Genomic DNA, 22,332 nt, shown 5'->3' on the forward strand with positions numbered 1-22,332 from the left:
CCAGAGAGCTGCCAGAGAGAAATTGCGCGAAATGTCTTTTCGACAGCGTGTTTTCTTGCCATAAGTCTCGCATAAACAAATAAAGCCGATGACAGAGCGCCGCGCAGGCGGCGACACACTTGGCTGAAGATTTAAGAAAGGACCAGCGATGGTCAGCTTTGGCGGTCTCGCCCGTATGATTTTCGGCTCATCCAATGAGCGTCGCATCAAAGGCCTTCGTCCTCGCGCAGCAGAAATTACCGCGCTTGAGAAACAATATGAAGGCTTAAGCGATGCTGAGCTTCAGGCTAAGACCGATGAATTCCGTGCCCAGCTTAGCAGCGGCAAAACACTGGATAACATTCTGCCTCATGCTTTCGCCACGGTGCGTGAAGCGGCGAAACGCACACTTGGTATGCGCCCGTTTGATGTGCAGCTGATCGGCGGCATGGTGCTGCATGACCGCTCCATCGCGGAAATGCGCACCGGTGAAGGTAAAACCCTGATGGCAACCCTGCCGGTTTACCTCAATGCGCTTGAAGGTAAAGGCGTGCATGTCGTGACAGTCAACGACTATCTCGCCACCCGCGATGCGCAGACCATGGGTGTGCTTTACAACTTCCTCGGTCTGACTGTCGGCGTGATTGCTCACGGCCTTGATGACGATCAGCGTCGCGAGGCCTATGCCTGCGATATTACCTACGCAACCAATAACGAACTCGGCTTCGATTATCTGCGTGATAATATGAAATATGAGCGCGCCCAGATGGTGCAGCGCGAACATAACTACGCCATCGTCGACGAAGTTGATTCGATCCTGATCGACGAAGCCCGTACCCCGCTGATTATTTCCGGCCCGCTGGAAGACCGCTCAGACTTCTATTCACTGATCGACACTTTCATTCCGCAGTTGCAAGCGGAAGATTACGAAGTTGACGAGAAGCAGAAGACTGCGATCTTCACCGAAGTCGGTACAGAAAAGATCGAAAGACTGCTGGAAGCTGCAGGCCACCTGAAGGGCGAAAGCCTTTACGATGTTGAGAATGTGGCTGTTGTTCACCACCTCAACAACGCCCTGCGCGCCCATAAGCTGTTCCAGCTCGACAAGGACTATATCGTCCGTAATGACGAACTGGTCATCATCGACGAATTTACCGGTCGTATGATGCCGGGCCGCCGTTATTCCGAAGGCCTGCATCAGGCACTGGAAGCCAAAGAAAAAGTAACGATTCAGCCGGAAAACCAGACACTGGCTTCGATCACCTTCCAGAACTATTTCCGTATGTATAAAAAACTGGCCGGTATGACCGGTACAGCGGCAACGGAAGCGGAAGAATTCGGCAATATTTACGGCCTTGATGTTGCAACCATCCCGACCAATCTGCCGGTTGCCCGTATTGATGCCGATGATGAAGTTTACCGTACGGTTGATGAAAAATATAAAGCCATCATCCGCGATATTCGTGAATCCCACGAAAAAGGCCAGCCGGTTCTGGTTGGTACAACTTCCATCGAAAAATCCGAAATTCTGGCTGAACGTCTGAAAAAAGACGGAGTGAAGAATATTCAGGTTCTGAATGCCCGTTATCACGAGCAGGAAGCCTATATTGTTGCACAGGCCGGTGTTCCGGGCGCGATCACCATTGCGACCAATATGGCCGGTCGCGGTACCGATATTCAGCTCGGCGGCAATCTGGAAATGCGCGTGAAGGTGGAACTGGCGGATGTACCTGCCGGTCCTGAGCGCGATGCCAAGATTCAGGAAATCAAAGCGGATATCGCTCAGAAGAAAGAACAGGCACTGGCTGCCGGCGGTCTTTATGTTCTGGCGACAGAGCGTCACGAAAGCCGTCGTATCGACAACCAGCTGCGTGGCCGTTCCGGCCGTCAGGGCGATCCGGGCAAGTCGAAATTCTTCCTGTCCCTGCAGGACGATCTGATGCGCATTTTCGGCTCTGACCGTATGGACAGCATGCTGCAGAAGCTCGGTCTTAAAGAAGACGAAGCCATTGTGCATCCATGGATCAACAAAGCGCTGGAAAAGGCTCAGAAAAAAGTCGAAGCCCGCAACTTTGAAATCCGCAAAAACCTGCTCAAATATGATGATGTGATGAATGATCAGCGTAAGGTGATCTTCGAACAGCGTCTGGAAATGATGGATGCAGAAGATCTGACCGAAACGGTCGATGAAATGCGCCATGAAGTGATCGAGGATATGGTGCGTGCCCATATTCCTGAAAATGCCTATGCCGAACAATGGCGTGTGCCGGAGTTGAAGGAAGAGGTACTCAAAGTCCTCAATCTCGACCTGCCGGTGGATGCATGGGCGGCAGAAGAAGGTATTGCTGAAGAGCAGATCGAAGAGCGTATCAAGGAAGCTGCGGATAAGGCTGCTGCGGACCGTGCAGAGCGCTTCGGCCCGCAGATCATGGCCTATGTGCAGAAATCCGTTATCCTGCAGTCTCTGGACAATCTGTGGCGCGAGCATCTGGTCAATCTTGACCATCTGCGTTCCGTTGTCGGTTTCCGCGGCTATGCCCAGCGCGATCCTTTGAACGAATATAAGACCGAAGGTTTTGAACTGTTTCAGGCCATGCTGTCCAACCTGCGTGAAGTTGTGACATCGCAGCTGATGCGTGTGGAAATCATGCGTGAAGAACCGCAGCCGGAACTGCCTGAAATGCATGGCCACCATATTGACGGCACCACAGGTGAAGATGATTTCGGCGAAGGTTCTGAAGGCCCGCGTCTGGCAGACAGCGACCGCTTTGTTGATCCGACAGACCGTGATCCGGCTGATCCGTCGACATGGGGTCGTGTTGCCCGTAACGAAGCCTGCCCTTGCGGCTCCGGCAAGAAGTTCAAACATTGCCACGGCGCATTCGTTTAAACGATAAGACCACTGAATAAAAACACCGTCTGTCTTCGCAGGCGGTGTTTTCTTTTGTGGTAAGCACATAGACTGACTTTTAAACTATTCTGTGCAACAACAGCTGCATATCAAAGTTTTTCCGAGAGACGCATTGCCTGCAAAATTTCAGATCACATCACTGGCTGAAAGATTCCTGCCTGCAAAACGGGCAGAACAGTTGCGTCCTTTTTTGCAGCGGGTAGACGGCTTGTTCTCCGGTGAGGATGAGCAGGCTCAGGCCAAACGCTCTTCGCTGATTGCTTTTGCAATTCGTATTGCCGGTGCGGCTCTGGCACTACTCAGTCAGGTTGTGCTGGCCCGTCTGATGGGCAGTTTTGAATTCGGTATTTATGTCCTTGTCTGGACGGTTACGCTTATTCTCGGCGACCTCGCCTGTTTCGGGTTCCACACCACGATTATCCGCTATGTTCCGCAATATTTGCAGAAAAATCAAACAGATGATGCACGCGGTATTCTGCGCACCGGCCCCGTTTTCGCGCTCATCAGCGCAAGCATCATTACCCTGATTGCAATTGTTCTTCTCAATAGTCTGAGTGCGCAATTTGCGCCCTATTACTGGCCTGCTTTCCTTATCGGCATTCTTTGTATTCCGGCGATTGCGCTCGGCAATATTTATGACGGCACAGCACGCTCACAGGGCTGGATTCTGGCAGCACTCAGCCCCGGCTATATTCTCCGCCCGCTGATGATGTTGCTGATCTTCATCTTGCTGCTGCTGACAGGATGGCAGCCACAAGCCACCACAGCACTTATCGCAGCCTTTTCCGGCACTGCGCTGACCGTCATCAGCCAACAACTATTCCTGCGCAAACGCATTGCAACAGTTCTGCCAAAAGGTGCGGGAACCTATCATTTACGGGAATGGATACGGGTATCCCTGCCGATATTCCTCATTGAAGGTTTCTTCTTCCTGCTCATCAATATTGATGTGCTGATGGTCGGCCGCATGATGGAACCGGACAGTGTAGCGCTGTATTTTGCGGTCACCAAAGTGCTGGCACTGGCACATTTCGTCTATTTTGCCGTCAAATCCAGTGTGGCACAGCGCTATTCCCAGCTGCTGCATGGCGGCGACAGACAGGCCTTCAACGATTTCGCCCGCAACTCCGCCCGCTGGACATTCTGGCCGTCTTTATTGCTCGGTATTCTGTTGCTGGCCGCCGGCTGGCCTTTGCTGGCATTGTTCGGCCATGAATTCACCAAAGGCTATCCGCTGCTGTTCATCCTGATTTTCGGGGTGATTGCGCGTGCCAGTGTCGGCCCTTGCGAAAGCCTGCTCTCCATGTCCGGCAATCAGAATATCTGCGCGCTGCTCTATGCGCTGGCACTGATCGTCAATATCGCGCTGAACATTACCCTGATCCCGCTTCTGGGCTTGAGTGGCGCAGCAATTGCCACGGTCTGCGCTATGGCCACAGAAGCAGCCACCCTCTCCTTTGTGGTTTATAAACGTCTGGGTATCACAATGTTTGTGTTTGCCCCTTCAGCCCGCCGTGCCGGAGATTAATCATGATGCAAATCTTGCAGAAAGCTGAAGCTCTTGAGCATCTGAAAAATTTGCAGATCCCATCTGTTGCAGAAGCAAATATTTTCAATCATCCGGATTTTTTGCATCCAGCACTTGCGCATTTCGCATCCGATGATTGCGCATTACTCCTTACCGATGGTCCTGAAACCGCATTTCTGATGCCCTTTCAGATAACCCGTGCCGGACTTGGTTTTAAAAAGTCACTTTGCGGCTGGAGCAATATCTATGCCACGCAAGGCACACCATTAATCGCTGCAGGCAATCCGACACACACTCTGGAAACTGCGCTGGCTGTATTACAGCAACCGGAGCGCGGGTTACCGGATACGCTCATTCTGCCGGATATCAATCTCGAAGCCCCTGTTGCAATTGCGATCAAAGAACTGGCACAGCGCAAAAATCTGCCTTTTCACATTACGCGACAGGAAGAGCGTCCGGTTTTGTCTAATGGCAGTGATGCAGAAACCTATCTAACCAATGCAATCGGCAAAAATCATCGTCGTGAATATCGCCGCCTGTGGCGCAGACTGTCCGAAACAGGCAGTCTGGAGTACCGCATTATTACAGGTAAAACGGCGATCAAAAATGCATTCAATGACTTTCTGTCACTGGAAGCTGCGGGCTGGAAAGGCACACGCGGCACGGCTTTTCTGAGCAAACAGGCTGATGCGGATTTTGCCCGTAAAACTGTCCGCGCCTTGACCGAGCGTGATCTGGTACGCATTCACACCCTGACACTGGATGACAGGCTCATTGCCAGCCTTGTGGTCTTTGTGCAGGGGGATCAGGCATGGACGTGGAAAACCGCCTATGACGAAGCTCTGCGCGCCTACTCCCCCGGTGTGTTGCTGATGATTGAAGTATTGAAAAACCATCTCGAAAATCCGGCATTGCGCATCACCGATTCCTGCGCCATTCCCGATCATCCGGTTATGTCGCGCCTGTTTCATGAGCGCGAGAGTTTCGGCACGATCATTCTTGGCCTGAGCGCCCAAAGCCAGCAGAGCGTGTATAAAATAGCCCGCCAGCTCAACCGCTATGACCGCCTGCGCTCAGCATTACGCCACATCAAATCCCGCCTGCAAAAACGGCTGAAACGCTAAACGTCAAATTTTACGCGTCTGTACACGCTGCCCGAGCCAGACGCTGAACAGCACAATCGCCATACCTGTGATTTGCAACAAGTTCAGCTGCTGCCCCAGCAGCCCCCAGCCAAGGATCACAGCGGTCAGCGGGCTTAAAAAACCGAGTGAAGCAGCGACAGATGATTCCAGCCGTGCCAATCCGCGAAACCACAAAAGATAGGTGACAGCACCGCCGATCAGGCCGAGATAAATCAGTCCGAGCCAGTTTGTCAGTGTCAGTACCGGCAAAGCCGGTTCCAGCGACAAGGCCACCGGTACCAGCAACAAACCACCGGCCGTCAACTGCCATGCGGTAAAGGTGAGCGGAGAGACCGGCGGCTGCCAGTAGCGGCTCAGAACCGTGCCCGCAGCCATCGAAAATGCACCGGCCAGCGCCGCAATGATCCCTGTCTGATCCAGAGCACTGTCAGGCTTCAGCACCAGCAATGCCACACCGACAATCCCTGCCAGAGCAGCAGCAACCGCAACAATGCGCAATCTTGTTCCCAGTACCATACGCGCCAGAAACACGACTATCAGCGGCTGCACAGCCCCCACGGTGGCTGCAACACCACCGGGCAAGCGATAGGCAGCGACAAACAACATTGCCCAGAAGAATGAAAAATTCAGCGCACCAAGGATAAACACACGCAGCCACCAGATACCCTGCGGCAATTGGCGGACAAGCAACAAGAGTACCAGCCCTGCAGGCAGAGCACGCAGCATCGCGACTGTCATCGGATAACCGGCAGGCAGCATTTGCGTGGTGACAATATAGGTACTGCCCCAGATCGCCGGTGCCAATGCTGTCAGCAGCAAATCCGTGCGTGTCGATGTCATATACAGTCTCCATAAGTTCTCATATGCCGGTACAGCGCACCATAATTACAATTATTGGAGATGATAATTTCTTGTTTTGCGATTATATTACCAACTAAAAGTTTTGAATATTTTGATTACAGGCAAGATATGGATCAGCTCAGCGCATTACGTCTCTTCCGCAAAACCGCTGAACTGGGCAGTTTTGCCGAAACTGCACGCGCAAGCGGTCTGACTGCGGCAGCGGTCGGAAAAAGCATCGGTGAGCTTGAATCCCATCTGAAAGTCCGGCTATTCAACCGCACCACGCGACGCATGAGCCTGACAGAAGCCGGCACGATCTATTATGAGCAGATTGCCCCGATCATCGAACAGCTTGAAGAAGCCGACCGCTCGCTGACACCACATAATAATCAGCCATCCGGCCTGCTGCGCGTGACGGCACCGCTGACCATGACGATTGTCAGTCTGTCCCGGTTCATACCGGAATTTTTAGAGCGCTATCCTGAGATCACACTGGAACTGAACCTTGATGACCGGCAGATTGATATTGTCAGGGAAGGTTATGATATCGCCGTCAAAGGCAGCGACAGTTTGAAAAATTCCAGCCTCATAAGCAGACGCCTGTCCACACTCCATCATGTGGTTTGCGCTTCGCCTTCTTATTTCGAAAAGCACGGTAAGCCTAAGGAACCAGCGGATCTGCGTCACCACAACTGTATCCGCTACAGCCTGTCCGGACATGTCCATGAATGGGAATTCCGCAAAGGAGAACGAACAGAGCGCATACCGGTGACCGGACGCTATATTGTTTCATCCAGCTTTGCAGTACGCGATGCTTTATGCGCCGGTTTTGGCCTGAGCCTGATCCCGCTCAGCTATGTACAAAATGATCTTGCTGAAGGCAGACTGGTTACAGCACTGGACGACTGGCAGCAGATGACAACCGGCATTTACGCCTTTTATCCGTCTCGTCAGTATCTGGCACCCAAGGTGCGGGTATTTCTCGATTTCTTAAGCGAAAAGCTCGAAAGTTGAGAAAATCAGTCACGGGCGCCCGGAACGCGTCCCCAGCGCTTCTTTGTGAAACAATTGATGTAAAGTCCCCATAAACCGGTTTTACCACGGACAAACACTCGCTTCACTTCACGTTTCAGCCTTTGCATTTTGGCCGGCGGGCAATATTGCGAGGACCGCTCAGGACTCAATGTGCTTTCCAGCCCCGCTTGCATGCAAATTGCAGGACTGACCTGATAAACCGTCATTTGCGGGAAGAAACCACAGGATGGCGTAAAGAGGAGATGATCGATCGGCGAGGCCGCATCATTCATACGGCACAGTAATTTTCTCGCACAATCACGGGAAACAATATAGCCGGCAGCAAGAATATGCTGGCTGCGCAATTGTGCCACTGTATAGCGACCGGCAATTGTCACAACCGGCTTGTCAGTCAGAACTTTTTTGCCCTGAGTTTCAATTTTAATCAGCTCGGCATTGTCCGGAATCCAGTCTGTGGATTCAAAAAACTGCCGCGTGTCTTTCGACAGGGTTACATCATCTTCAAAAATTGCTGCGAAACGATCTTCACCCTGCGCTATGAGCTCCAGACATTTCCGGTGGCTCAAAAAACAACCGATTTCTGTTCTTGTCAGAGGCTCTTTCCAGGACGGTATGCGAATGATGGACGCCAACTCCTGATCGCTGAGATTTTTGCCATCCACAGCCGCGACACGTTCAAAAGGAACTGACGCTTTGGCAAATTGCTCCTGCATGCGCACCAAGCGTTCAGGACAACGATCCAGATTAATCAAATAGGCTTTCACTGCAATTTCCGCCCTAGAGAATATTCTATTTCGGTAAAATATGTCCGCATATCTTTCAAGAGATATTAGGTAAATTTTACTCAGGTTTAACGGTAAAAAAGTGAAGGAACGTTACGGCGAAATTTTGTCAGGGAAAAGTGGTGCGGGTGGTCGGAATCGAACCGACACTCCTTTCGGAACCGGATTTTGAGTCCGGCGCGTCTACCAGTTCCACCACACCCGCACATTCGCAGGCACTTCATACTCAAAGCGCTGCACTGGTGCGCCGAAATATAGTGAGAACCACCTTCCCGTCAACTGCAAAACCTGTTTGTTTCAAATTATTTCAACAAAATTCATCCGCGCAGAAAATTCAGCCTTTGCTCACGGATTGTAAAACCATTCATAACGAATTCCGGCACACATTGCCCTGCGAAGTTTTTCGTTTTACACACAGCATCAAAATTCCGCATGGCTTTGGCCGTACCATCATAATTGCTGAGAACCGACAGAGGCCATCATGCTGCGCAAACTCTACGACTGGACCATTTCCCTTGCAGCGCGCAAATCCGCAGCTGCATGGCTGGCCGTCATCGCTTTTCTCGAAAGCTCGGTCTTTCTGATTCCCGCAGATGTCCTGTTCGTACCGATGGGTATCGCCCGCCCGAAAAAAGTCTGGCATTACGCACTGATTGCCACGGTCATGTCCGTGCTCGGCGGTATTCTTGGCTGGTATATCGGCCATTATGCCTATGAAACCGTCGCCAAGCCGGTTCTGCATTTTTACGGCAAGCTCGATACATTCGAAGCCATGCGCGGCAGCACCAGCGCCGATATGATTCTGCTGCTGCTCATCACTTCCGGCCTGTCTCATCTGCCGCCGATGAAAGTTGTAACCATTCTCTCCGGTGCCGCAGGCGTCAATATCTGGCTGTTTATCCTGTCAGCTATTATCACCCGGGGCGCACGGTTCATATTGCTGGCATGGCTGTTGCAGCGCTTTGGCGAACCGATCCGCAACTTCATTGAAAAGCGTCTCGGATTGATCGCGGCCACGGTTGCTGTCATCCTGATTCTGTTATTTATGGTCGTCAAATATCTTCACGCCTAAAAAGCATCAGGCAGCCATGTTTATGCCATAAGGTCATGGCTGAGCTGGGTTTAAACTGATTTTTGCAACAAGGATTTTCCTGTGTCTTCAACCGGTACTGCTCAGACAACCCGTTCGCAACATACGCTTATTTCAGCATTCCTTGCGGTGAGCATGGCCGGTGTCGTGGGCTCCGCACTGGCGTTTCAATATATTGGCGGTTATCTGCCGTGCAAATTATGCCTTGAAGAGCGCATTCCCTATTATATCGGCGTACCGCTGATGCTTCTCAGTGCATTGCTGGCAGCGCTTGGAAAGTCGGAAAAACTGACCCGTCTTTTCCTGCTGATCGCCGGATTGCTGATGACCTATGGCCTGATTCTTTCGATTTATCATTCGGGTGTGGAATGGAAATTCTGGGCAGGTCCTGCTGATTGCGCAACCGGTGCAGTATCCATCACCACCAGCGCAGGCAATCTGCTTGGTGATCTCAATGCGGTTAAACCGGCCGCCTGCGATGTTGCCGCCGGACGCTTCCTCGGTATTTCCTTTGCCGGATGGAATGGTGTTGCTTCGCTGATCCTCGCCATCATTGCCTTTTACGGCGCATCGCTCAAAACCCGTAAAGCGTGATCTAAAAAACCGGAGCTGTATCTTTACGGCTCCAGTTCCACATCCCAGTATAAATAATCCATCCAGCTTTCATGCAAATGGTTCGGCGGAAACCGCCTGCCGTTTTTATGCAGATCAAAAACACTCGGCATATAGGGTTTTTGTCGCGGCCACATTTGCGCTTTGGCAGGCATCATGCCACCCTTGCGCAAATTACACGGAGAACAGGCAGCGACCACATTTTCCCAGGTTGTTTCGCCGCCGCTGCAACGCGGTATAACATGGTCAAATGTCAGTTCATGATGCGCGCCGCAATACTGGCACTCAAAACGATCCCGCAGAAACAGATTGAATCGTGTAAACGCCGGATAGGTCGGCGGAGCTACATAGGTTTTAAGACTAATAACACTTGGCAGCCGCATGGAAAAAGTCGGAGAGCTGACTTCCGCATCATATTCCGCAACAATATTTACGCGCTCAAGAAAAACAGCTTTGATCGCGTCCTGCCACGACCAGAGGGATAAAGGATAATAGCTGAGCGGACGAAAATCCGCGTTCAGAACCAGTGCCGGCAATTTGCCGGCAAATGCGGCAATGTTCAAGAAACACCTCCTTTGTGCATCTTGCAACACTGCGGTTCATGCGATTGCAAAACGCGGCTTCAAAGAGACAGAGCAAACACGCGGTTTACCCTGCTTGCATTCCATTCCGTCTCTGCCAGCTATATTTTTTGAGGCGCTTCACTCTTCAATGTACCTGACAGAATGATACGTGAAAAACGAATGCTTTTACCGGTCATAATATGTAAGCAGGACATGTCAGTATTGTGAAGCCAGACTGTTTATCAGTCAATTTCTATTCATGCTGCCGATGGATAATCCTGTAACAAAATCAGCCCTCGGCTTTCAAAATTCCGTGCTTTGATAAGGAATTCAGACCAGACAGCGTAAACAGTGTTTGATTATACGCATTATCGGCTTTGAATATTGTAGACAATTATGTAAACATGCATTGACAGCTTTGACAAAACAAAGCCGTAACCGTGCTTGTCCATTGCCGCCCGTTCAGACTAAGCTGCGCAGGACAAGCTGGTTAGCACAGAGATCAGACAGGGAGCGAGTGATGAGTGGTCGTATTGAACATGCAGGTCTGCAGGTTGATCAGGAACTGAGCAATTTCCTGACAAGAGAAGTCTTGCCGGAAACCGGCATTGCGGCAGATGCCTTCTGGAGCGGCCTTGCCGGCATGGTCAAAGAGCTGGCGCCCCGCAATAAAGCCCTGCTTGCCAAGCGTGATGATATTCAGGCTAAACTCGACGCATGGTACAAAGCCAACCGCAATTACGCGATGGCGGACTATCAGGCTTATTTACGCGAAATCGGCTATCTCCTGCCGGAAGGTGAAGATTTTCAGGTCACCACTGCCAATGTAGACAGTGAGATTACCAGCCTTGCAGGTCCGCAGCTTGTTGTACCTGTCATGAATGCCCGTTATGCGCTCAATGCTGCCAATGCGCGCTGGGGTTCGCTCTATGATGCGCTTTACGGCACAGATGCTATCAGCGAAGACAATGGCGCGGAAAAACGCAAAGCCTATAATCCTGTGCGCGGCGCAAAAGTTATTGCATGGGCAAAAGCATTTCTTGATGAAGCCACCCCGCTGAGCGATGGCCGCTGGGATGAGGTCACCGGTTTCTCTGTCGCCAATGGCCAGCTTGTTCTCACACTCGGTAACGGCAAAACTGCATCCCTGAAAAATACCCAAGGCTTTGCAGGCTATCAGGGCGATGCATCTGCCCCTTCCCTCGTGCTTCTGAAGAATAACGGGCTGCATATCGAGATCCGCTGCGATGCCGCTCATGTCATCGGCAAGACCGATCCGGCACATATTGTCGATATCACACTGGAATCTGCTCTCAGCACCATTCAGGACTGTGAAGATTCCGTTGCAGCAGTTGATGCTGCCGATAAGGTTCTGGCCTATCGCAACATTCTCGGCCTGTTCAAAGGCACTTTGTCGGAGAGCTTTGACAAGGGCGGTAAAACCATCACCCGCAAGCTCAATGCCGACCGTAGCTATACCGCACCGGATGGCTCCACCCTCACTTTGCCTGGCCGCTCACTGTTGCTGATCCGCAATGTCGGTCATCTAATGACCAATCCTGCCATTCTCGACAGCGAAGGCAATGAAATTCCGGAAGGCATTCTTGATGCAGCTTTCACCGCAGTGATTGCGCTCCACGATATCGGTACGCAGGACGGCAAACTCAAAGGCACGCATCTCAATTCCCGCACCGGTTCGGTCTATATTGTGAAGCCGAAAATGCACGGGCCGGAAGAAGTCGCCTTTGCCGCAGAAATCTTCGCTCGCGCTGAAGCATTGGCAGGTCTTAAGCCGAATACGCTGAAAATGGGTATCATGGATGAAGAGCGCCGCATGACGGTGAATCTCAAAGAAGCCATCCGTGCTGCCAAAGAACGGGTCTTCTTCATCAATACCGGCTTCCTCGACCGTACCGGCGATGAAATCCATACTTCTATGGAAGCAGGACCTGTTATCCGCAAAGGCGAGATGAAACAGGCGGCATGGATTGCAGCTTACGAAAACTGGAATGTGGATACCGGCCTCGCCTGTGGTCTGACCGGCCATGCACAGATCGGCAAGGGCATGTGGGCGATGCCGGATCTGATGGCGGCGATGCTGGAGCAGAAGATCGCCCATCCGAAAGCCGGAGCCAATACCGCATGGGTGCCGTCCCCGACAGCAGCAACATTACATGCCACGCATTATCACAAGATTGATGTGGCAGCTGTGCAGAACCAGCTCAAGTCCCGCACAAAAGCCAAGCTTGAAGACATTCTGACCATTCCTGTTGCCCGTGACACCAATTGGGCACCTTCAGATGTGCAGGCAGAAATCGACAATAATGCACAGGGCATTCTTGGTTATGTTGTGCGCTGGATCGATCAGGGCGTTGGCTGCTCCAAAGTGCCGGACATCAACAATGTCGGCCTGATGGAAGACCGTGCAACCTTGCGTATCTCGGCACAGCATATCGCCAACTGGCTGCATCATGGCATTGTCAGCGAAGCACAGGTCTTGGAAACTATGAAGCGCATGGCCGCCGTGGTAGATGCGCAGAATGCCGGTGATGAAGCCTATCAGCCGATGGCTGCGGATTTTGATGGCTCTATCGCTTTTCAGGCAGCCTGTGAGCTGGTCTTTAAAGGCCGCGAGCAGCCAAACGGCTATACCGAGCCGGTTCTCCATGCCCGTCGTTTGCAGTTCAAAGCTGCCCAAAAATAAATTCTTGACGCTTTTCACAAGCGGCATAAAAGTGGCGGACAAGATCTTCTTGTCCGCCACTTTTATTTTTGTTTTTGCGCATTATCCTACGCAAAACCGCTTCACACTTTTGCTGGAAATGCTTTGAGGCCGATCATGCTGACCATACAGCACGCTGACACCACCCACCTGCCCGCAATCCTTGATATTTATAATGATGCGATTACCAATACGACGGCCGTTTTCATCAGCCAGAAGGTCAATTTACAAAACCGTGCGGAATGGCTGACATCGCGCCAAAACGCGGGTTTTCCGGTACTGGTGCTGACAGAGGGGGACGAGCTGCTCGGCTATGCCAGCTACGGCGCTTTTCGTGCTTTTGAATGTTATAAACATACGGCAGAACTCTCGATTTATATTGCCGGTCATGCGCGCGGCAAAGGTGCCGGTGACAGACTAATGCGCGCCTTGCTGGAACATGCAGCGGGCAATAATATCCATGTCCTTCTTGGCGCTATTGAAGCGCAGAATACTGCTTCTCTTCGTCTGCATGAAAAACACGGCTTTACACAAACCGGTCTTCTGCCGCAGGTCGGCCGAAAATTCGACCGCTGGCTTGATCTGGTACTGATGCAACGCATTCTCTGAACACGCACTAATCTGGTCAAGCTCTGCAAAAGGAGCTTGATTTTAGAATTATTCCAAACTATTAAATTTAGAACAATTCTAAAAAGGAACTTCCATGTTCTCCTCCCTTTTCTCGCCGTCACGCCGGTCTTTTGAAAGTCTCTCCGAACAGGAAATGCTGGCACTTGCCATTTCCTCCGAAGAGGATGATGCCCGCATCTATCTCAGCTATGCGGACGGATTGCGTGAGGCTTACCCACAATCGGCGAAAATTTTTGAGGCGATGGCCGAGGAAGAGCACAATCACCGTGCACGTCTGATTGAACTGCATCGCCAGCGCTTCGGCGAAACCATTCCGCTGATCCGCCGCGAGCATGTGCGCGGTTATTATGAACGCAAGCCCGACTGGCTGGTGCGCCCGCTCGGCATCGATAAAGTACGCAATATGGCGGCACAGATGGAGGAGCAGGCTGCACGTTTTTACGAACAGGCAGCCATGCGTGTTTCCGATGCTGCCACGCGTAAATTGCTCGGTGATCTGGCGCTGGAAGAAAAACATCATGAGCAACGCGCCCATCATCTGGAAGAAAAACTGACGCCGGATAATGTGCAGGATGAAGAACGTGCCGGTGAGCGCAAACAACTGATCCTGACCTATATCCAGCCAGGCCTCGCAGGTCTGATGGATGGTTCGGTTTCCACGCTGGCACCGATTTTTGCCGCGGCCTTTGCCACGCAGGATACATGGCAAACATTTCTCGTTGGTTTGTCTGCTTCCGTCGGTGCCGGTATTTCCATGGGCTTCACAGAAGCTGCCCATGATGACGGCAAACTTTCAGGCCGTGGCTCGCCGGTCAAACGTGGCCTTGCCAGCGGTATTATGACCACTGTCGGCGGCCTCGGTCATGCCCTGCCCTATCTGATTACCGACTTCTGGACTGCAACCGGCATTGCGGTATTCGTCGTCTTTGTCGAGCTCTGGGCGATTGCCTATATCCAGAACCGCTTCATGGAAACACCGTTCATGCGTGCAGCCTTTCAGGTCGTACTCGGTGGTGCACTGGTGCTCGCAGCCGGTATTCTTATCGGTAATGCCTGATAAAAATTAGCCTGCCACAACAGCAAGCGTTGCGGCAGGCTTCACTACAGACTGCTCGTCCATAAACGGCTCAATGCAGATATGATTGGGCTTGTTAATGGTCACAAAACTATTGCGCGGCACCGCCATCCAGTTTTCTGCAACACCGTCCAGCGGCTCAGAAACAACACATATTCCCGTAGAGGATGCCATTTTGGCGGTGTAAAGCGTTGGTGCATAAGTATCGCTGGCATAGCGTACTGCAAACAGTGAATGACCATCTGAGAATGCTGCTGTCAGACGGATAAAAGGCGGCACTTTTGCACTTTCCGCAGCCTCATAAATTGTCTCGACAGTGCGCGTCAGAGCACGGAGCGGATCATCATCCAGCCCGAAATGCAGCATCAGCAGGAAGAAGAGTTCTGAATCGGTCGAACCCGATTTATGGCTGTAAAGCGCATCCGGCAGCAAACTCTCCAGCGGACGGCGCAAACGGTCAAAACTGCCGATCTGACCATTATGCATAAAGCTCCAGCGCTGAAACACGAACGGATGGCAATTTGCACGGCTGGTTTCACCACCGGTGGAAGCACGCACATGCGCCAGAAACAGGCGCGAATTAATCTGGCGCGCAAGACTGCGCAAATTCTGGTCAGACCATGCAGGCAGAAGATCGCGGTATAATCCCGGCTCCTCGCGCGTGCCGTACCACGCCACGCCAAAGCCATCGCCATTGGTCGCGGTTTTCGCCTCAGTCGCATGATGGCTTTGCGCAATCAGCGAATGACAAGGCGAAGTGATAATATCTTCAAGATACAGATCAGATCCGAAATACGCAGCCCAGCGGCACATGAAAACACACTCTGACAAGTGAGCGAAAGATAGGAACCTGCCGTTATTTATAGCCGGTTACAACAGTGATCTTCCGCCACTATAGTTAACAATTCACTATTCAGCCGCGCGCTTATGCGTTTTGGCATAAAGCTTCGCGACAATAGTGCTGGCTGTTTTGTCGAATAAAAATGGCAAAATTGCATGGATCAGAGCTGCAAAAGCGGCAGCAAAAAGCTTGAATGAAAATTTGCCCGCAAAAGCCATATGTTCAAAATAGGTTTCGTTGACGGATGCCGGATGTTCCGTAAACAGACGTGAAATTTTGGTTTGCATGAGTTTCCCCGTTATCAATTTTAAAATCAGCAAGATAGGTTTCTGATTTAAAATACTAACACCGCCAAACGCATATTTTGTCTCAAAAAATCCTTGATAATATAAATCTTTGGGACAATTATCCCTATATGGCACATAATATAGACGAAACAGACCGCCGCATCCTTCAGGAATTACAGAAAGATGCCACTCTATCGGTAGACGCGCTTTCCGCCCGTATCCACCTGTCGCGCAATGCATGCTGGCGGCGGCTGAAACGGCTGGAAGATGACGGCATTCTCAAAGGCCGTGTTGCAATCGTGGATGCCGACAAGCTCGGCCTTGGCCTCACCGTTTTCATGCTGATCAGAACCAGCAATCATGATCCGAAATGGCTGGAACAATTTCGCGCGGCAGTCACATCGCTGACAGAGGTTGTCGGCGTTTATCGCATGAGCGGGGATCTTGATTATATTATCCGTGCCCGCATTGAAGATATGAAAGCCTATGACCGGCTCTATCAGAAACTCATCACCCGTGTGCCGCTATCAGATGTCTCTGCGTCCTTCGTAATGGAAGAAATTAAGGACAGCACGGAAATCCCGCTTTTCGGTTACACACCATAAGAAAAGAGCCCCTAAAGCGTATCCCAAAAAGTGCGAAGCGGTTATCGAATAAGATACGCGTAAAACAAAGAGTTAGAGCGGTTCTACCGATGCAATGTTAACCGGAACCGCTCTAATTATTTTTGAAAAAAGCATACGGCTCTTTCAAAAAGGGCCTCAATATGTTTAGTGCTCATTTTAAATCATATATTGCTGAAAAGGGTTTATCATGTCTGCCAATTCCCCTTCATCATCCAGCCGCCCGAAGCTCGGAATTGTCCGTCTTGAACATGCTGCAGGCCTTGATCTGCCGGCCTATGAAACATCAGGTTCTGCTGGTGTTGATCTGCGTGCTGCCGTACCGGAAGACCGCCAGATCGTGCTGCTGCCGGGTCGCCGTACACTTGTGCCGACCGGCCTGATTTTTGAACTGGAAGAAGGTTATGAAGCGCAAATCCGTCCGCGCTCCGGTCTGGCTTTCAAACATGGCATCACCTGCCTGAACACTCCGGGCACCATCGACAGCGATTACCGCGGCGAAGTCAAAGTCCTGCTGATCAATCTCGGTGATGATGATTTCCGCATCGAGCGCGGCATGCGCATTGCGCAGGCGGTGATTTCTCCTGTTGTGCAGGTTGAAATAGAAGAACGCTCAGAAGTCGGCGAAACCGAACGCGGTGCCGGTGGTTTTGGCTCAACCGGCCATAAATAAGAGTGCTGTAAAGCTGAAAATAAAAAAGCCCCGCATGAAACTCATGCGGGGCTTTTTTATGCTGTTATATCAGTTGAATTTGAAAGGCACTTGAAACGGAATCCGTGCAGCTGCCATTGCCGGTGGCGGTGCCGGAACCGGTGAAGCCGCTTTCACAGCTGTCAAAGCAGCCTGGTCCACTTGCGGATTGCCCGATGTCCCCGAAATACGGGCAGACAATACATTGCCCCCTGCATCAATCACAAAAGCAATCTGCACAATACCTTTATCGCCGCGTCCAAGCTTGCGCTGTGCTGTGCGTTTCTTACGCTCAAGATGTGCCTGCACTTTCGACTGCCATTTTGCCGAACTGACACCGGCAGATGCCGAGCTCTGGCGATTGGCATTAGCCGCAACGCGGGAAGAATTCTTCGCATTGATCTGCGGTGCGGAAGCGGCCTGTGTCTGCTCAGCTTTCTGAGTTTTCTTGGCTTTTTCTTTAGGTTTCGGCTTTTCTTTAGGCTTTTCCTGCTTTGGTTCTTTCTTTTCGACCTTAGGTTTTTCAACAACCTTCGGCAGAACCACTTCAGGCTTAGGCGCTTCAATGATTTCCGGAACTTCTTCTTCTACCGGCTCAGCTTCAGCCACTTCCTGAGGCTCTTCAACAGGTTCTTCAGGCGTTACTTCTTCAACCTGTTCAACCGGTTTTTCCGGTTCGATTTCAGCTTCATCGGGATTCTGAGAAGCCTCGGCAGAAGGGGCAATGGAATCTTCTTCCACTTCCGGTGCCTGAGGAACCGGATCAAGCTCCATCATAATCGCTGCAGGCGGCTCACCATCCGGCACCATTTCCGGTACTGATGCATGTAGAGCATAAGCACCGGCTGCATGCGCCATCAGCACGGCGGCACCGGCACCCAGCCAGCGCACCATATCTTTCCAGAGACCGGATGACGGTTCAACTGCGGAACCGTTTTTCATACCCCGAACCGGCGGATGATCGATCGGTAATTCCTTCACGTCTCACTCTCCTGCATTCTGGCCCGAAGTCTGACCCGAGCTTTGAGCTTCAGGCTGACCTGCCGGTGATCCCGCTGCAGGCGCACCGGTTGCATCACCCGCACCAAGCGTTTCCAGACCGACCAGCGCGATTTTGAGATAACCGGCCTCACGCAGCAGGTTCATAACATTCATCAGCTCGCCATAGCCGACAGTCTTGTCTGCACGGAGGAAAATACGCGTGTCTTTATTGCCTGCCGCCAGACGATCCAGTGTCGGCGCCAGCAAATCACGATTTACCGCGTCATTACCAAGGCTAAGGCTCAGATCTTCCTTCAGCGTCAGATAAACCGGCTTGTCAGGGCGTGGCTGCGGCGTAGCACTTGCCGCAGGCAGATCAACATTAATATCAACGGTTGCCAGAGGCGCTGCCACCATGAAGATAATCAGAAGCACCAGCATCACGTCGATAAACGGCGTTACGTTGATTTCATGGCTTTCCTGCAGGTCATCACCGGCATCTTCACGCAAACGGCTGCCCATATTCTTTACTCCGCTGCTTTCGTGACCGGAACAGTCTGAGCCGCATTCTGACGGGCTGCCTGTTTCTGCACAATGTCACGGGCTGCACGCATATCCAGATCACGGCTGACAAGACGCTCAACACCGGCACTCACATCGGCCAGCAGATGGCGGTAGGCGGTCACCGAGCGGGCAAACATATTATAAATAATCACTGCTGGAATAGCGGCAACAAGACCGATAGCTGTTGCCAGAAGCGCCTCGGCAATACCCGGTGCCACAACAGCCAGATTGGTGGTCTGCGCTTCGGAAATACCGATAAAGGAATTCATAATCCCCCATACAGTACCGAACAAACCGACAAATGGTGCAACAGAACCAATTGTTGCGAGAATACCGGTACCTTTGGCAAGACGGCGTCCTGCACCGGCTTCAATACGGCTGAGACGGGAAGCAACGCGTTCTTTCAGGCCTTCCCCGCCGACATAGGCGGCAGCAGATGCAGATTGTGTTACTTCTTCCTGTGCCGCACGGACAAGATGCGCACCGGGACCACGGGTTTTATCCAGTGCCTGCACTGCAGAGGCCAGATTGTCCGCATGAGATACTTCTTTCAAGGCGCGGCGTGCACGGCTGCGGGCACCGGTAATTTCCAGTGTCTTGGCAAGCCAGACTGTCCATGTGGCCAATGATGCAATCGCCAGACCGATCATAACGGCTTTAACAACCCAGTCAGCAGCCATGAACATACCCCAAGGGGAAAGATCATGCGGAATCTGCAAGCCGTTATCAGCAGTACGAACCGGTGCGGCAACCTGAGACTGACCGACTTCCGGTGCAATACTGACCGGCTGACCGGCAGGTTCTGTTTGCGCAGGCGTTACGGCAGACGGCGCGGACTGAGAGGATTGAGCTGCGGGATTGACCGGAGCCGGATTTGTTGCTGCCGGAGCAGCAGTGCCTGTGGCTGGCTGCGAGGCAGCAGGCTCATTGACAGGAGAAGATGTGGCCGGAGCGGACGTCGGTGCCTGTGCCGCTGGCGCTACAGGCGCTGCAGCAGGAGCAGATGGCGCTGCCTGAGGCGCAGATTGTGTTGCCGGAGAGGTTTGTGGGGCAGTCTGCTGTGGCTGCGCTTCCTGCGCCATAACCGGCGCTGAAAGTGTCAGCACATTACCGCCCGCAAGAAATGCGGAAAGAATGAAAGCTGACAATCCTGTCTTGAATGATATTGCTGCCTTGGACACTGTCTTAACCACCGCGACGACCTCACTGCATTTCATTATCAGGGACAGCCGGCCTGTATTATTTCCAGCCTGTACAGGATCAACCTGCTCCGCATGTATGCGGATGTGCTGCATCAACCAGCAACTGCCTTTTTCGGGTTATGCAATACAACCATCAAACATGACTTCGCAAGTCATGTTTTAAAAAAACCCGTCATTCTGCTGCTATTTGACCGGAAAGCGGAAGTTATTCACCAAAACAAACGGATGTTTTACGAATTTCATCACTGTCGCAAGGATTTCTCACATCCGCAATGCAGCTCCGGTGAGTCGCAGCTCCAGATTATGAGGGCACTATAACGGCAAAACCATAATATGACAATTTGAAACAAGTTTGAGCGCAAACCCGATAATCAGGGAAATATTAAGATCCTGACAAGGAACAATCATAAACCTGACGCATTAAAGCCGCATAATGCAGTGCATACCGTTATTGACTGACACCAATATCATCATGCTCCGGAGACAGTAGATGTTGCACAAAGACATGCAAACCATTGAAACTGCCGCCCGTACCGCAATGGCGGGATCTTATGAACCGGAACAACAGGAAAACGCGGTCTTACGTACCGGTTTTTATGTGACAGCCGGTTGTATTCTGATTGCAGCTCTCATTCTTATGATTGCCTGACACTCCTGCACTTTCTCTCAGGTTTCCAATACAGGCTATGCCCGGCATATGCCTGTCTGCTTCCGCATGGTCTGAATTTGGAAACTGTGGCAATTAACCTTGGCAGCTGAATATCATCCTGACCGGCAACTGCTCTCTGGCGATGAATGCACGGAACCATTACGTTAAAGCCACGTTATATTTCTGAACCCAGACAATATGACTGAGCAGTCTCAAAGAAAATGAAATTGCTCAGTCATTTGAAATTTCAGCTTCCGGAGGCATCCATGGCTCGTGATACCAAAATCGTAAATGACATTCAGGACGACAGCACAGCAGAATTGCAGGCACAGATTGCCCAGCTTAAAGAAGATATTGCATCGATTGCCGCAACACTGACAGAAATGGGCTCACGAAAAATCAATCAGGCCAGACAAGATGCATCCGATGCCTATCAGGATATTTATGAACAGGGCGAAGATGCTCTGAGTTCTCTGAAGGACAGTGCCTGCTCCCTTGAGCAACAGGTCACCGATTATGTTCAGGAACGTCCGGTCACATCGATCGCTCTGGCAGCCGCGTTCGGTTATCTTTTCGCAGCTCTGACACGGCGCTGATATGCTGAAATTGTTCACACCGGTCATTTCAGCCATTATCGGCAGCGAAGTGCAGGCCGCAACGCAGCGCGCCAAACGCAGTGCCATTCTCTATGCGATTATGGCCGTGGCGCTGCTCACAGGTGCGTTCTTTCTGCTCCTCGCAGTCTTTTTCATTCTCATGATGAAATACGGTCTGATTATCGCAGCTCTGATGATCACAACTGGCTGTGTGGTGCTGGCGATCCTTGCCTATATCGTCAACCGCGTGATGGATAAGGCCGAGAAACGCCGTCTAGAAGAAAGACGCGCTGCGATTGACACCAATGCAGCGCTCACAGCAGCAGCGGTTGCCGCCGTGCCGACCTTGCTCAAAAAACCGCTTTTAACTTTAGCAGTACCGCTTGCAGGACTGATTGCAGTGACATTGCTGTCGCGGGACAAAAAATCCGGCAATAAAAAGCAGGATCAGGGCGGATAAGTTCCGCCCCCTCTCCCTTCGCAGTTTTAGGGCCGCAGTGTTAGGGCCGCAATGTTCGGGTCAAGGAGTTCAGTCCGCAAAGCCAAACCCTAAGGAGACCATTAATGACCAGTTCAACAAAAGCACAGCTTAATGAGATCCTCGCAGATATGTCCCTCACCAATCTGGATAAATCTGCTGCTATTCTGAAACTTCAGGAAGATGCGCGCGATCTTCAGCGCGCCGCAACAGAAGGCGGCATGGACCCTGATGACGGGCTGAACAAGGACCTGCGGGAAATTGAACTTGCACTGGAAACACTCGGTGTCAGTTCGGATGAGACCGGAGCAGCAACGCTTTAGAGCATTTCTGCCAGACCATGTCGCGGAAAAATGGGCACCGGTTTTCCGATAACGACATGCGCGACACAAGGAGACAGAGCGAGCGCAGTGGATACAATTAAACGCGTCACACTCTGATTGCTCCGGCTATAAACAACACCGCACAAAGCGATTTGTGCGGTGTTTTCATGCGCTCGCCAATT

At 51.7% G+C, this 22,332-nt stretch carries 23 protein-coding genes and 1 tRNA gene; 15 read left to right on the forward strand and 9 right to left on the reverse strand.

The window, feature by feature from the left end; all coding sequences use genetic code 11:
• Positions 1 to 148 precede the first annotated feature (148 nt).
• The 3 genes from secA (at position 149) to F7P81_RS15580 (ending at position 5,542) form a co-directional block, all read left to right on the forward strand.
• A complete protein-coding gene (secA, locus tag F7P81_RS15570) occupies positions 149 to 2,869 on the forward strand; it encodes a preprotein translocase subunit SecA (RefSeq protein ID WP_151160224.1) in 2,721 nt (906 codons plus the stop codon).
• Positions 2,870 to 3,002: 133 nt separating this feature from the next.
• Positions 3,003 to 4,418, forward strand: coding sequence for a lipopolysaccharide biosynthesis protein (locus F7P81_RS15575; RefSeq protein ID WP_183956657.1), 1,416 nt, complete (start codon positions 3,003 to 3,005; stop codon positions 4,416 to 4,418).
• Positions 4,419 to 4,420: 2 nt separating this feature from the next.
• Positions 4,421 to 5,542 (forward strand): GNAT family N-acetyltransferase, encoded by a 1,122-nt coding sequence (locus tag F7P81_RS15580; protein WP_151160225.1) that lies wholly within the window; start codon positions 4,421 to 4,423, stop codon positions 5,540 to 5,542.
• A gap of 3 nt (positions 5,543 to 5,545) precedes the next feature.
• Here the strand turns inward: F7P81_RS15580 and F7P81_RS15585 are convergent, their stop codons facing one another.
• A complete protein-coding gene (locus tag F7P81_RS15585; RefSeq protein WP_151160226.1) occupies positions 5,546 to 6,403 on the reverse strand; it encodes an EamA family transporter in 858 nt (285 codons plus the stop codon).
• Positions 6,404 to 6,532: 129 nt separating this feature from the next.
• Between F7P81_RS15585 and F7P81_RS15590 the strand changes: the two genes are divergently transcribed.
• Positions 6,533 to 7,420 (forward strand): LysR family transcriptional regulator, encoded by an 888-nt coding sequence (locus tag F7P81_RS15590; RefSeq protein ID WP_151160227.1) that lies wholly within the window; start codon positions 6,533 to 6,535, stop codon positions 7,418 to 7,420.
• Positions 7,421 to 7,425: 5 nt separating this feature from the next.
• Here F7P81_RS15590 and F7P81_RS15595 read toward each other — a convergent pair whose 3' ends face one another.
• Together F7P81_RS15595 and F7P81_RS15600 are read right to left on the reverse strand one after the other, a co-directional pair.
• Complete coding sequence (locus F7P81_RS15595) at positions 7,426 to 8,205, reverse strand: glycosyltransferase family 25 protein (RefSeq protein WP_170265301.1); 780 nt, start codon at positions 8,203 to 8,205, stop codon at positions 7,426 to 7,428.
• Between the two features lie 138 nt (positions 8,206 to 8,343).
• Positions 8,344 to 8,428 (reverse strand) — tRNA-Leu (locus tag F7P81_RS15600).
• Positions 8,429 to 8,704: 276 nt separating this feature from the next.
• Here F7P81_RS15600 and F7P81_RS15605 point away from each other — a divergent pair.
• Both F7P81_RS15605 and F7P81_RS15610 read left to right on the forward strand, forming a co-directional pair.
• Complete coding sequence (locus F7P81_RS15605) at positions 8,705 to 9,295, forward strand: YqaA family protein (RefSeq protein ID WP_022711277.1); 591 nt, start codon at positions 8,705 to 8,707, stop codon at positions 9,293 to 9,295.
• An 81-nt stretch (positions 9,296 to 9,376) separates the two neighbouring features.
• Entirely contained in the window at positions 9,377 to 9,907 is a 531-nt protein-coding gene (locus F7P81_RS15610; protein ID WP_151160229.1) for a disulfide bond formation protein B, read from the forward strand.
• Positions 9,908 to 9,930: 23 nt separating this feature from the next.
• Here the strand turns inward: F7P81_RS15610 and F7P81_RS15615 are convergent, their stop codons facing one another.
• A complete protein-coding gene (locus F7P81_RS15615) occupies positions 9,931 to 10,488 on the reverse strand; it encodes an HNH endonuclease (RefSeq protein ID WP_022711279.1) in 558 nt (185 codons plus the stop codon).
• Between the two features lie 520 nt (positions 10,489 to 11,008).
• Between F7P81_RS15615 and F7P81_RS15620 the strand changes: the two genes are divergently transcribed.
• The 3 genes from F7P81_RS15620 (at position 11,009) to mbfA (ending at position 14,897) form a co-directional block, all read left to right on the forward strand.
• The gene (locus F7P81_RS15620) at positions 11,009 to 13,192 is read left to right on the forward strand and encodes a malate synthase G (protein WP_151160230.1); all 2,184 of its coding nucleotides are present in this window, start codon (positions 11,009 to 11,011) and stop codon (positions 13,190 to 13,192) included.
• A 135-nt stretch (positions 13,193 to 13,327) separates the two neighbouring features.
• Positions 13,328 to 13,819, forward strand: a complete 492-nt coding sequence (locus F7P81_RS15625) for a GNAT family N-acetyltransferase (RefSeq protein ID WP_210307673.1) — start codon at positions 13,328 to 13,330, stop codon at positions 13,817 to 13,819.
• Between the two features lie 94 nt (positions 13,820 to 13,913).
• The gene (mbfA, locus tag F7P81_RS15630; RefSeq protein ID WP_022711282.1) at positions 13,914 to 14,897 is read left to right on the forward strand and encodes an iron exporter MbfA; all 984 of its coding nucleotides are present in this window, start codon (positions 13,914 to 13,916) and stop codon (positions 14,895 to 14,897) included.
• 6 nt (positions 14,898 to 14,903) lie between these two features.
• On the opposite strand, the gene F7P81_RS15635 is transcribed toward mbfA, so the two are convergent.
• Positions 14,904 to 15,728 carry a class II glutamine amidotransferase gene (locus tag F7P81_RS15635; RefSeq protein ID WP_116089021.1) on the reverse strand — a complete coding sequence of 275 codons (825 nt, stop codon included), beginning with the start codon at positions 15,726 to 15,728 and terminating at the stop codon, positions 14,904 to 14,906.
• A gap of 96 nt (positions 15,729 to 15,824) precedes the next feature.
• Entirely contained in the window at positions 15,825 to 16,043 is a 219-nt protein-coding gene (locus F7P81_RS15640) for a DUF6356 family protein (protein WP_022711284.1), read from the reverse strand.
• Positions 16,044 to 16,171: 128 nt separating this feature from the next.
• On the opposite strand from F7P81_RS15640, the gene F7P81_RS15645 reads away from it, so the two are divergent.
• Both F7P81_RS15645 and dut read left to right on the forward strand, forming a co-directional pair.
• Complete coding sequence (locus tag F7P81_RS15645; protein WP_075657370.1) at positions 16,172 to 16,648, forward strand: Lrp/AsnC family transcriptional regulator; 477 nt, start codon at positions 16,172 to 16,174, stop codon at positions 16,646 to 16,648.
• A gap of 208 nt (positions 16,649 to 16,856) precedes the next feature.
• Complete coding sequence (dut, locus tag F7P81_RS15650) at positions 16,857 to 17,339, forward strand: dUTP diphosphatase (protein ID WP_022711286.1); 483 nt, start codon at positions 16,857 to 16,859, stop codon at positions 17,337 to 17,339.
• 69 nt (positions 17,340 to 17,408) lie between these two features.
• Here dut and F7P81_RS15655 read toward each other — a convergent pair whose 3' ends face one another.
• From F7P81_RS15655 to exbB, 3 genes are read right to left on the reverse strand one after another with little or no spacing between them, the layout of a single operon-like run.
• Positions 17,409 to 18,299: an energy transducer TonB family protein gene (locus F7P81_RS15655; protein ID WP_075657369.1), complete on the reverse strand. Its 891-nt coding sequence runs from the start codon at positions 18,297 to 18,299 to the stop codon at positions 17,409 to 17,411.
• A gap of 42 nt (positions 18,300 to 18,341) precedes the next feature.
• A complete protein-coding gene (gene exbD / locus F7P81_RS15660) occupies positions 18,342 to 18,860 on the reverse strand; it encodes a TonB system transport protein ExbD (RefSeq protein WP_151160231.1) in 519 nt (172 codons plus the stop codon).
• 5 nt (positions 18,861 to 18,865) lie between these two features.
• On the reverse strand, positions 18,866 to 20,095 hold the full coding sequence (gene exbB, locus F7P81_RS15665; protein WP_425499964.1) for a tonB-system energizer ExbB: 1,230 nt from the start codon (positions 20,093 to 20,095) through the stop codon (positions 18,866 to 18,868).
• A gap of 499 nt (positions 20,096 to 20,594) precedes the next feature.
• On the opposite strand from exbB, the gene F7P81_RS17145 reads away from it, so the two are divergent.
• From F7P81_RS17145 to F7P81_RS15680, 4 genes are all read left to right on the forward strand, one after another.
• Positions 20,595 to 20,753: a hypothetical protein gene (locus F7P81_RS17145; RefSeq protein ID WP_022711290.1), complete on the forward strand. Its 159-nt coding sequence runs from the start codon at positions 20,595 to 20,597 to the stop codon at positions 20,751 to 20,753.
• 266 nt (positions 20,754 to 21,019) lie between these two features.
• Positions 21,020 to 21,349 (forward strand): ElaB/YgaM/YqjD family protein, encoded by a 330-nt coding sequence (locus tag F7P81_RS15670; protein WP_028233720.1) that lies wholly within the window; start codon positions 21,020 to 21,022, stop codon positions 21,347 to 21,349.
• A 1-nt stretch (position 21,350) separates the two neighbouring features.
• Positions 21,351 to 21,809: a hypothetical protein gene (locus F7P81_RS15675; RefSeq protein ID WP_116089025.1), complete on the forward strand. Its 459-nt coding sequence runs from the start codon at positions 21,351 to 21,353 to the stop codon at positions 21,807 to 21,809.
• A gap of 104 nt (positions 21,810 to 21,913) precedes the next feature.
• Positions 21,914 to 22,150, forward strand: a complete 237-nt coding sequence (locus F7P81_RS15680) for a hypothetical protein (RefSeq protein WP_022711293.1) — start codon at positions 21,914 to 21,916, stop codon at positions 22,148 to 22,150.
• Positions 22,151 to 22,332: the final 182 nt, after the last annotated feature.

Source organism: Pseudochrobactrum saccharolyticum, assembly GCF_008801715.1.
GTDB lineage: Bacteria > Pseudomonadota > Alphaproteobacteria > Rhizobiales > Rhizobiaceae > Pseudochrobactrum > Pseudochrobactrum saccharolyticum.

Excerpts from the sequence above, each read along its gene's own strand:
- secA (WP_151160224.1), top strand. The coding sequence starts at position 149 with ATGGTCAGCTTTGGCGGTCTCGCCCGTATGATTTTCGGCTCATCCAAT.
- F7P81_RS15580 (WP_151160225.1), top strand. The coding sequence starts at position 4,421 with ATGATGCAAATCTTGCAGAAAGCTGAAGCTCTTGAGCATCTGAAAAAT.
- F7P81_RS15585 (WP_151160226.1), bottom strand. The coding sequence starts at position 6,403 with ATGACATCGACACGCACGGATTTGCTGCTGACAGCATTGGCACCGGCG.
- F7P81_RS15590 (WP_151160227.1), top strand. The coding sequence starts at position 6,533 with ATGGATCAGCTCAGCGCATTACGTCTCTTCCGCAAAACCGCTGAACTG.
- F7P81_RS15605 (WP_022711277.1), top strand. The coding sequence starts at position 8,705 with ATGCTGCGCAAACTCTACGACTGGACCATTTCCCTTGCAGCGCGCAAA.
- F7P81_RS15620 (WP_151160230.1), top strand. The coding sequence starts at position 11,009 with ATGAGTGGTCGTATTGAACATGCAGGTCTGCAGGTTGATCAGGAACTG.
- F7P81_RS15625 (WP_210307673.1), top strand. The coding sequence starts at position 13,328 with ATGCTGACCATACAGCACGCTGACACCACCCACCTGCCCGCAATCCTT.
- mbfA (WP_022711282.1), top strand. The coding sequence starts at position 13,914 with ATGTTCTCCTCCCTTTTCTCGCCGTCACGCCGGTCTTTTGAAAGTCTC.
- F7P81_RS15635 (WP_116089021.1), bottom strand. The coding sequence starts at position 15,728 with ATGTGCCGCTGGGCTGCGTATTTCGGATCTGATCTGTATCTTGAAGAT.
- F7P81_RS15640 (WP_022711284.1), bottom strand. The coding sequence starts at position 16,043 with ATGCAAACCAAAATTTCACGTCTGTTTACGGAACATCCGGCATCCGTC.
- F7P81_RS15645 (WP_075657370.1), top strand. The coding sequence starts at position 16,172 with ATGGCACATAATATAGACGAAACAGACCGCCGCATCCTTCAGGAATTA.
- dut (WP_022711286.1), top strand. The coding sequence starts at position 16,857 with ATGTCTGCCAATTCCCCTTCATCATCCAGCCGCCCGAAGCTCGGAATT.
- F7P81_RS15655 (WP_075657369.1), bottom strand. The coding sequence starts at position 18,299 with ATGAAAAACGGTTCCGCAGTTGAACCGTCATCCGGTCTCTGGAAAGAT.
- exbD (WP_151160231.1), bottom strand. The coding sequence starts at position 18,860 with ATGGGCAGCCGTTTGCGTGAAGATGCCGGTGATGACCTGCAGGAAAGC.
- F7P81_RS17145 (WP_022711290.1), top strand. The coding sequence starts at position 20,595 with ATGTTGCACAAAGACATGCAAACCATTGAAACTGCCGCCCGTACCGCA.
- F7P81_RS15670 (WP_028233720.1), top strand. The coding sequence starts at position 21,020 with ATGGCTCGTGATACCAAAATCGTAAATGACATTCAGGACGACAGCACA.
- F7P81_RS15675 (WP_116089025.1), top strand. The coding sequence starts at position 21,351 with ATGCTGAAATTGTTCACACCGGTCATTTCAGCCATTATCGGCAGCGAA.
- F7P81_RS15680 (WP_022711293.1), top strand. The coding sequence starts at position 21,914 with ATGACCAGTTCAACAAAAGCACAGCTTAATGAGATCCTCGCAGATATG.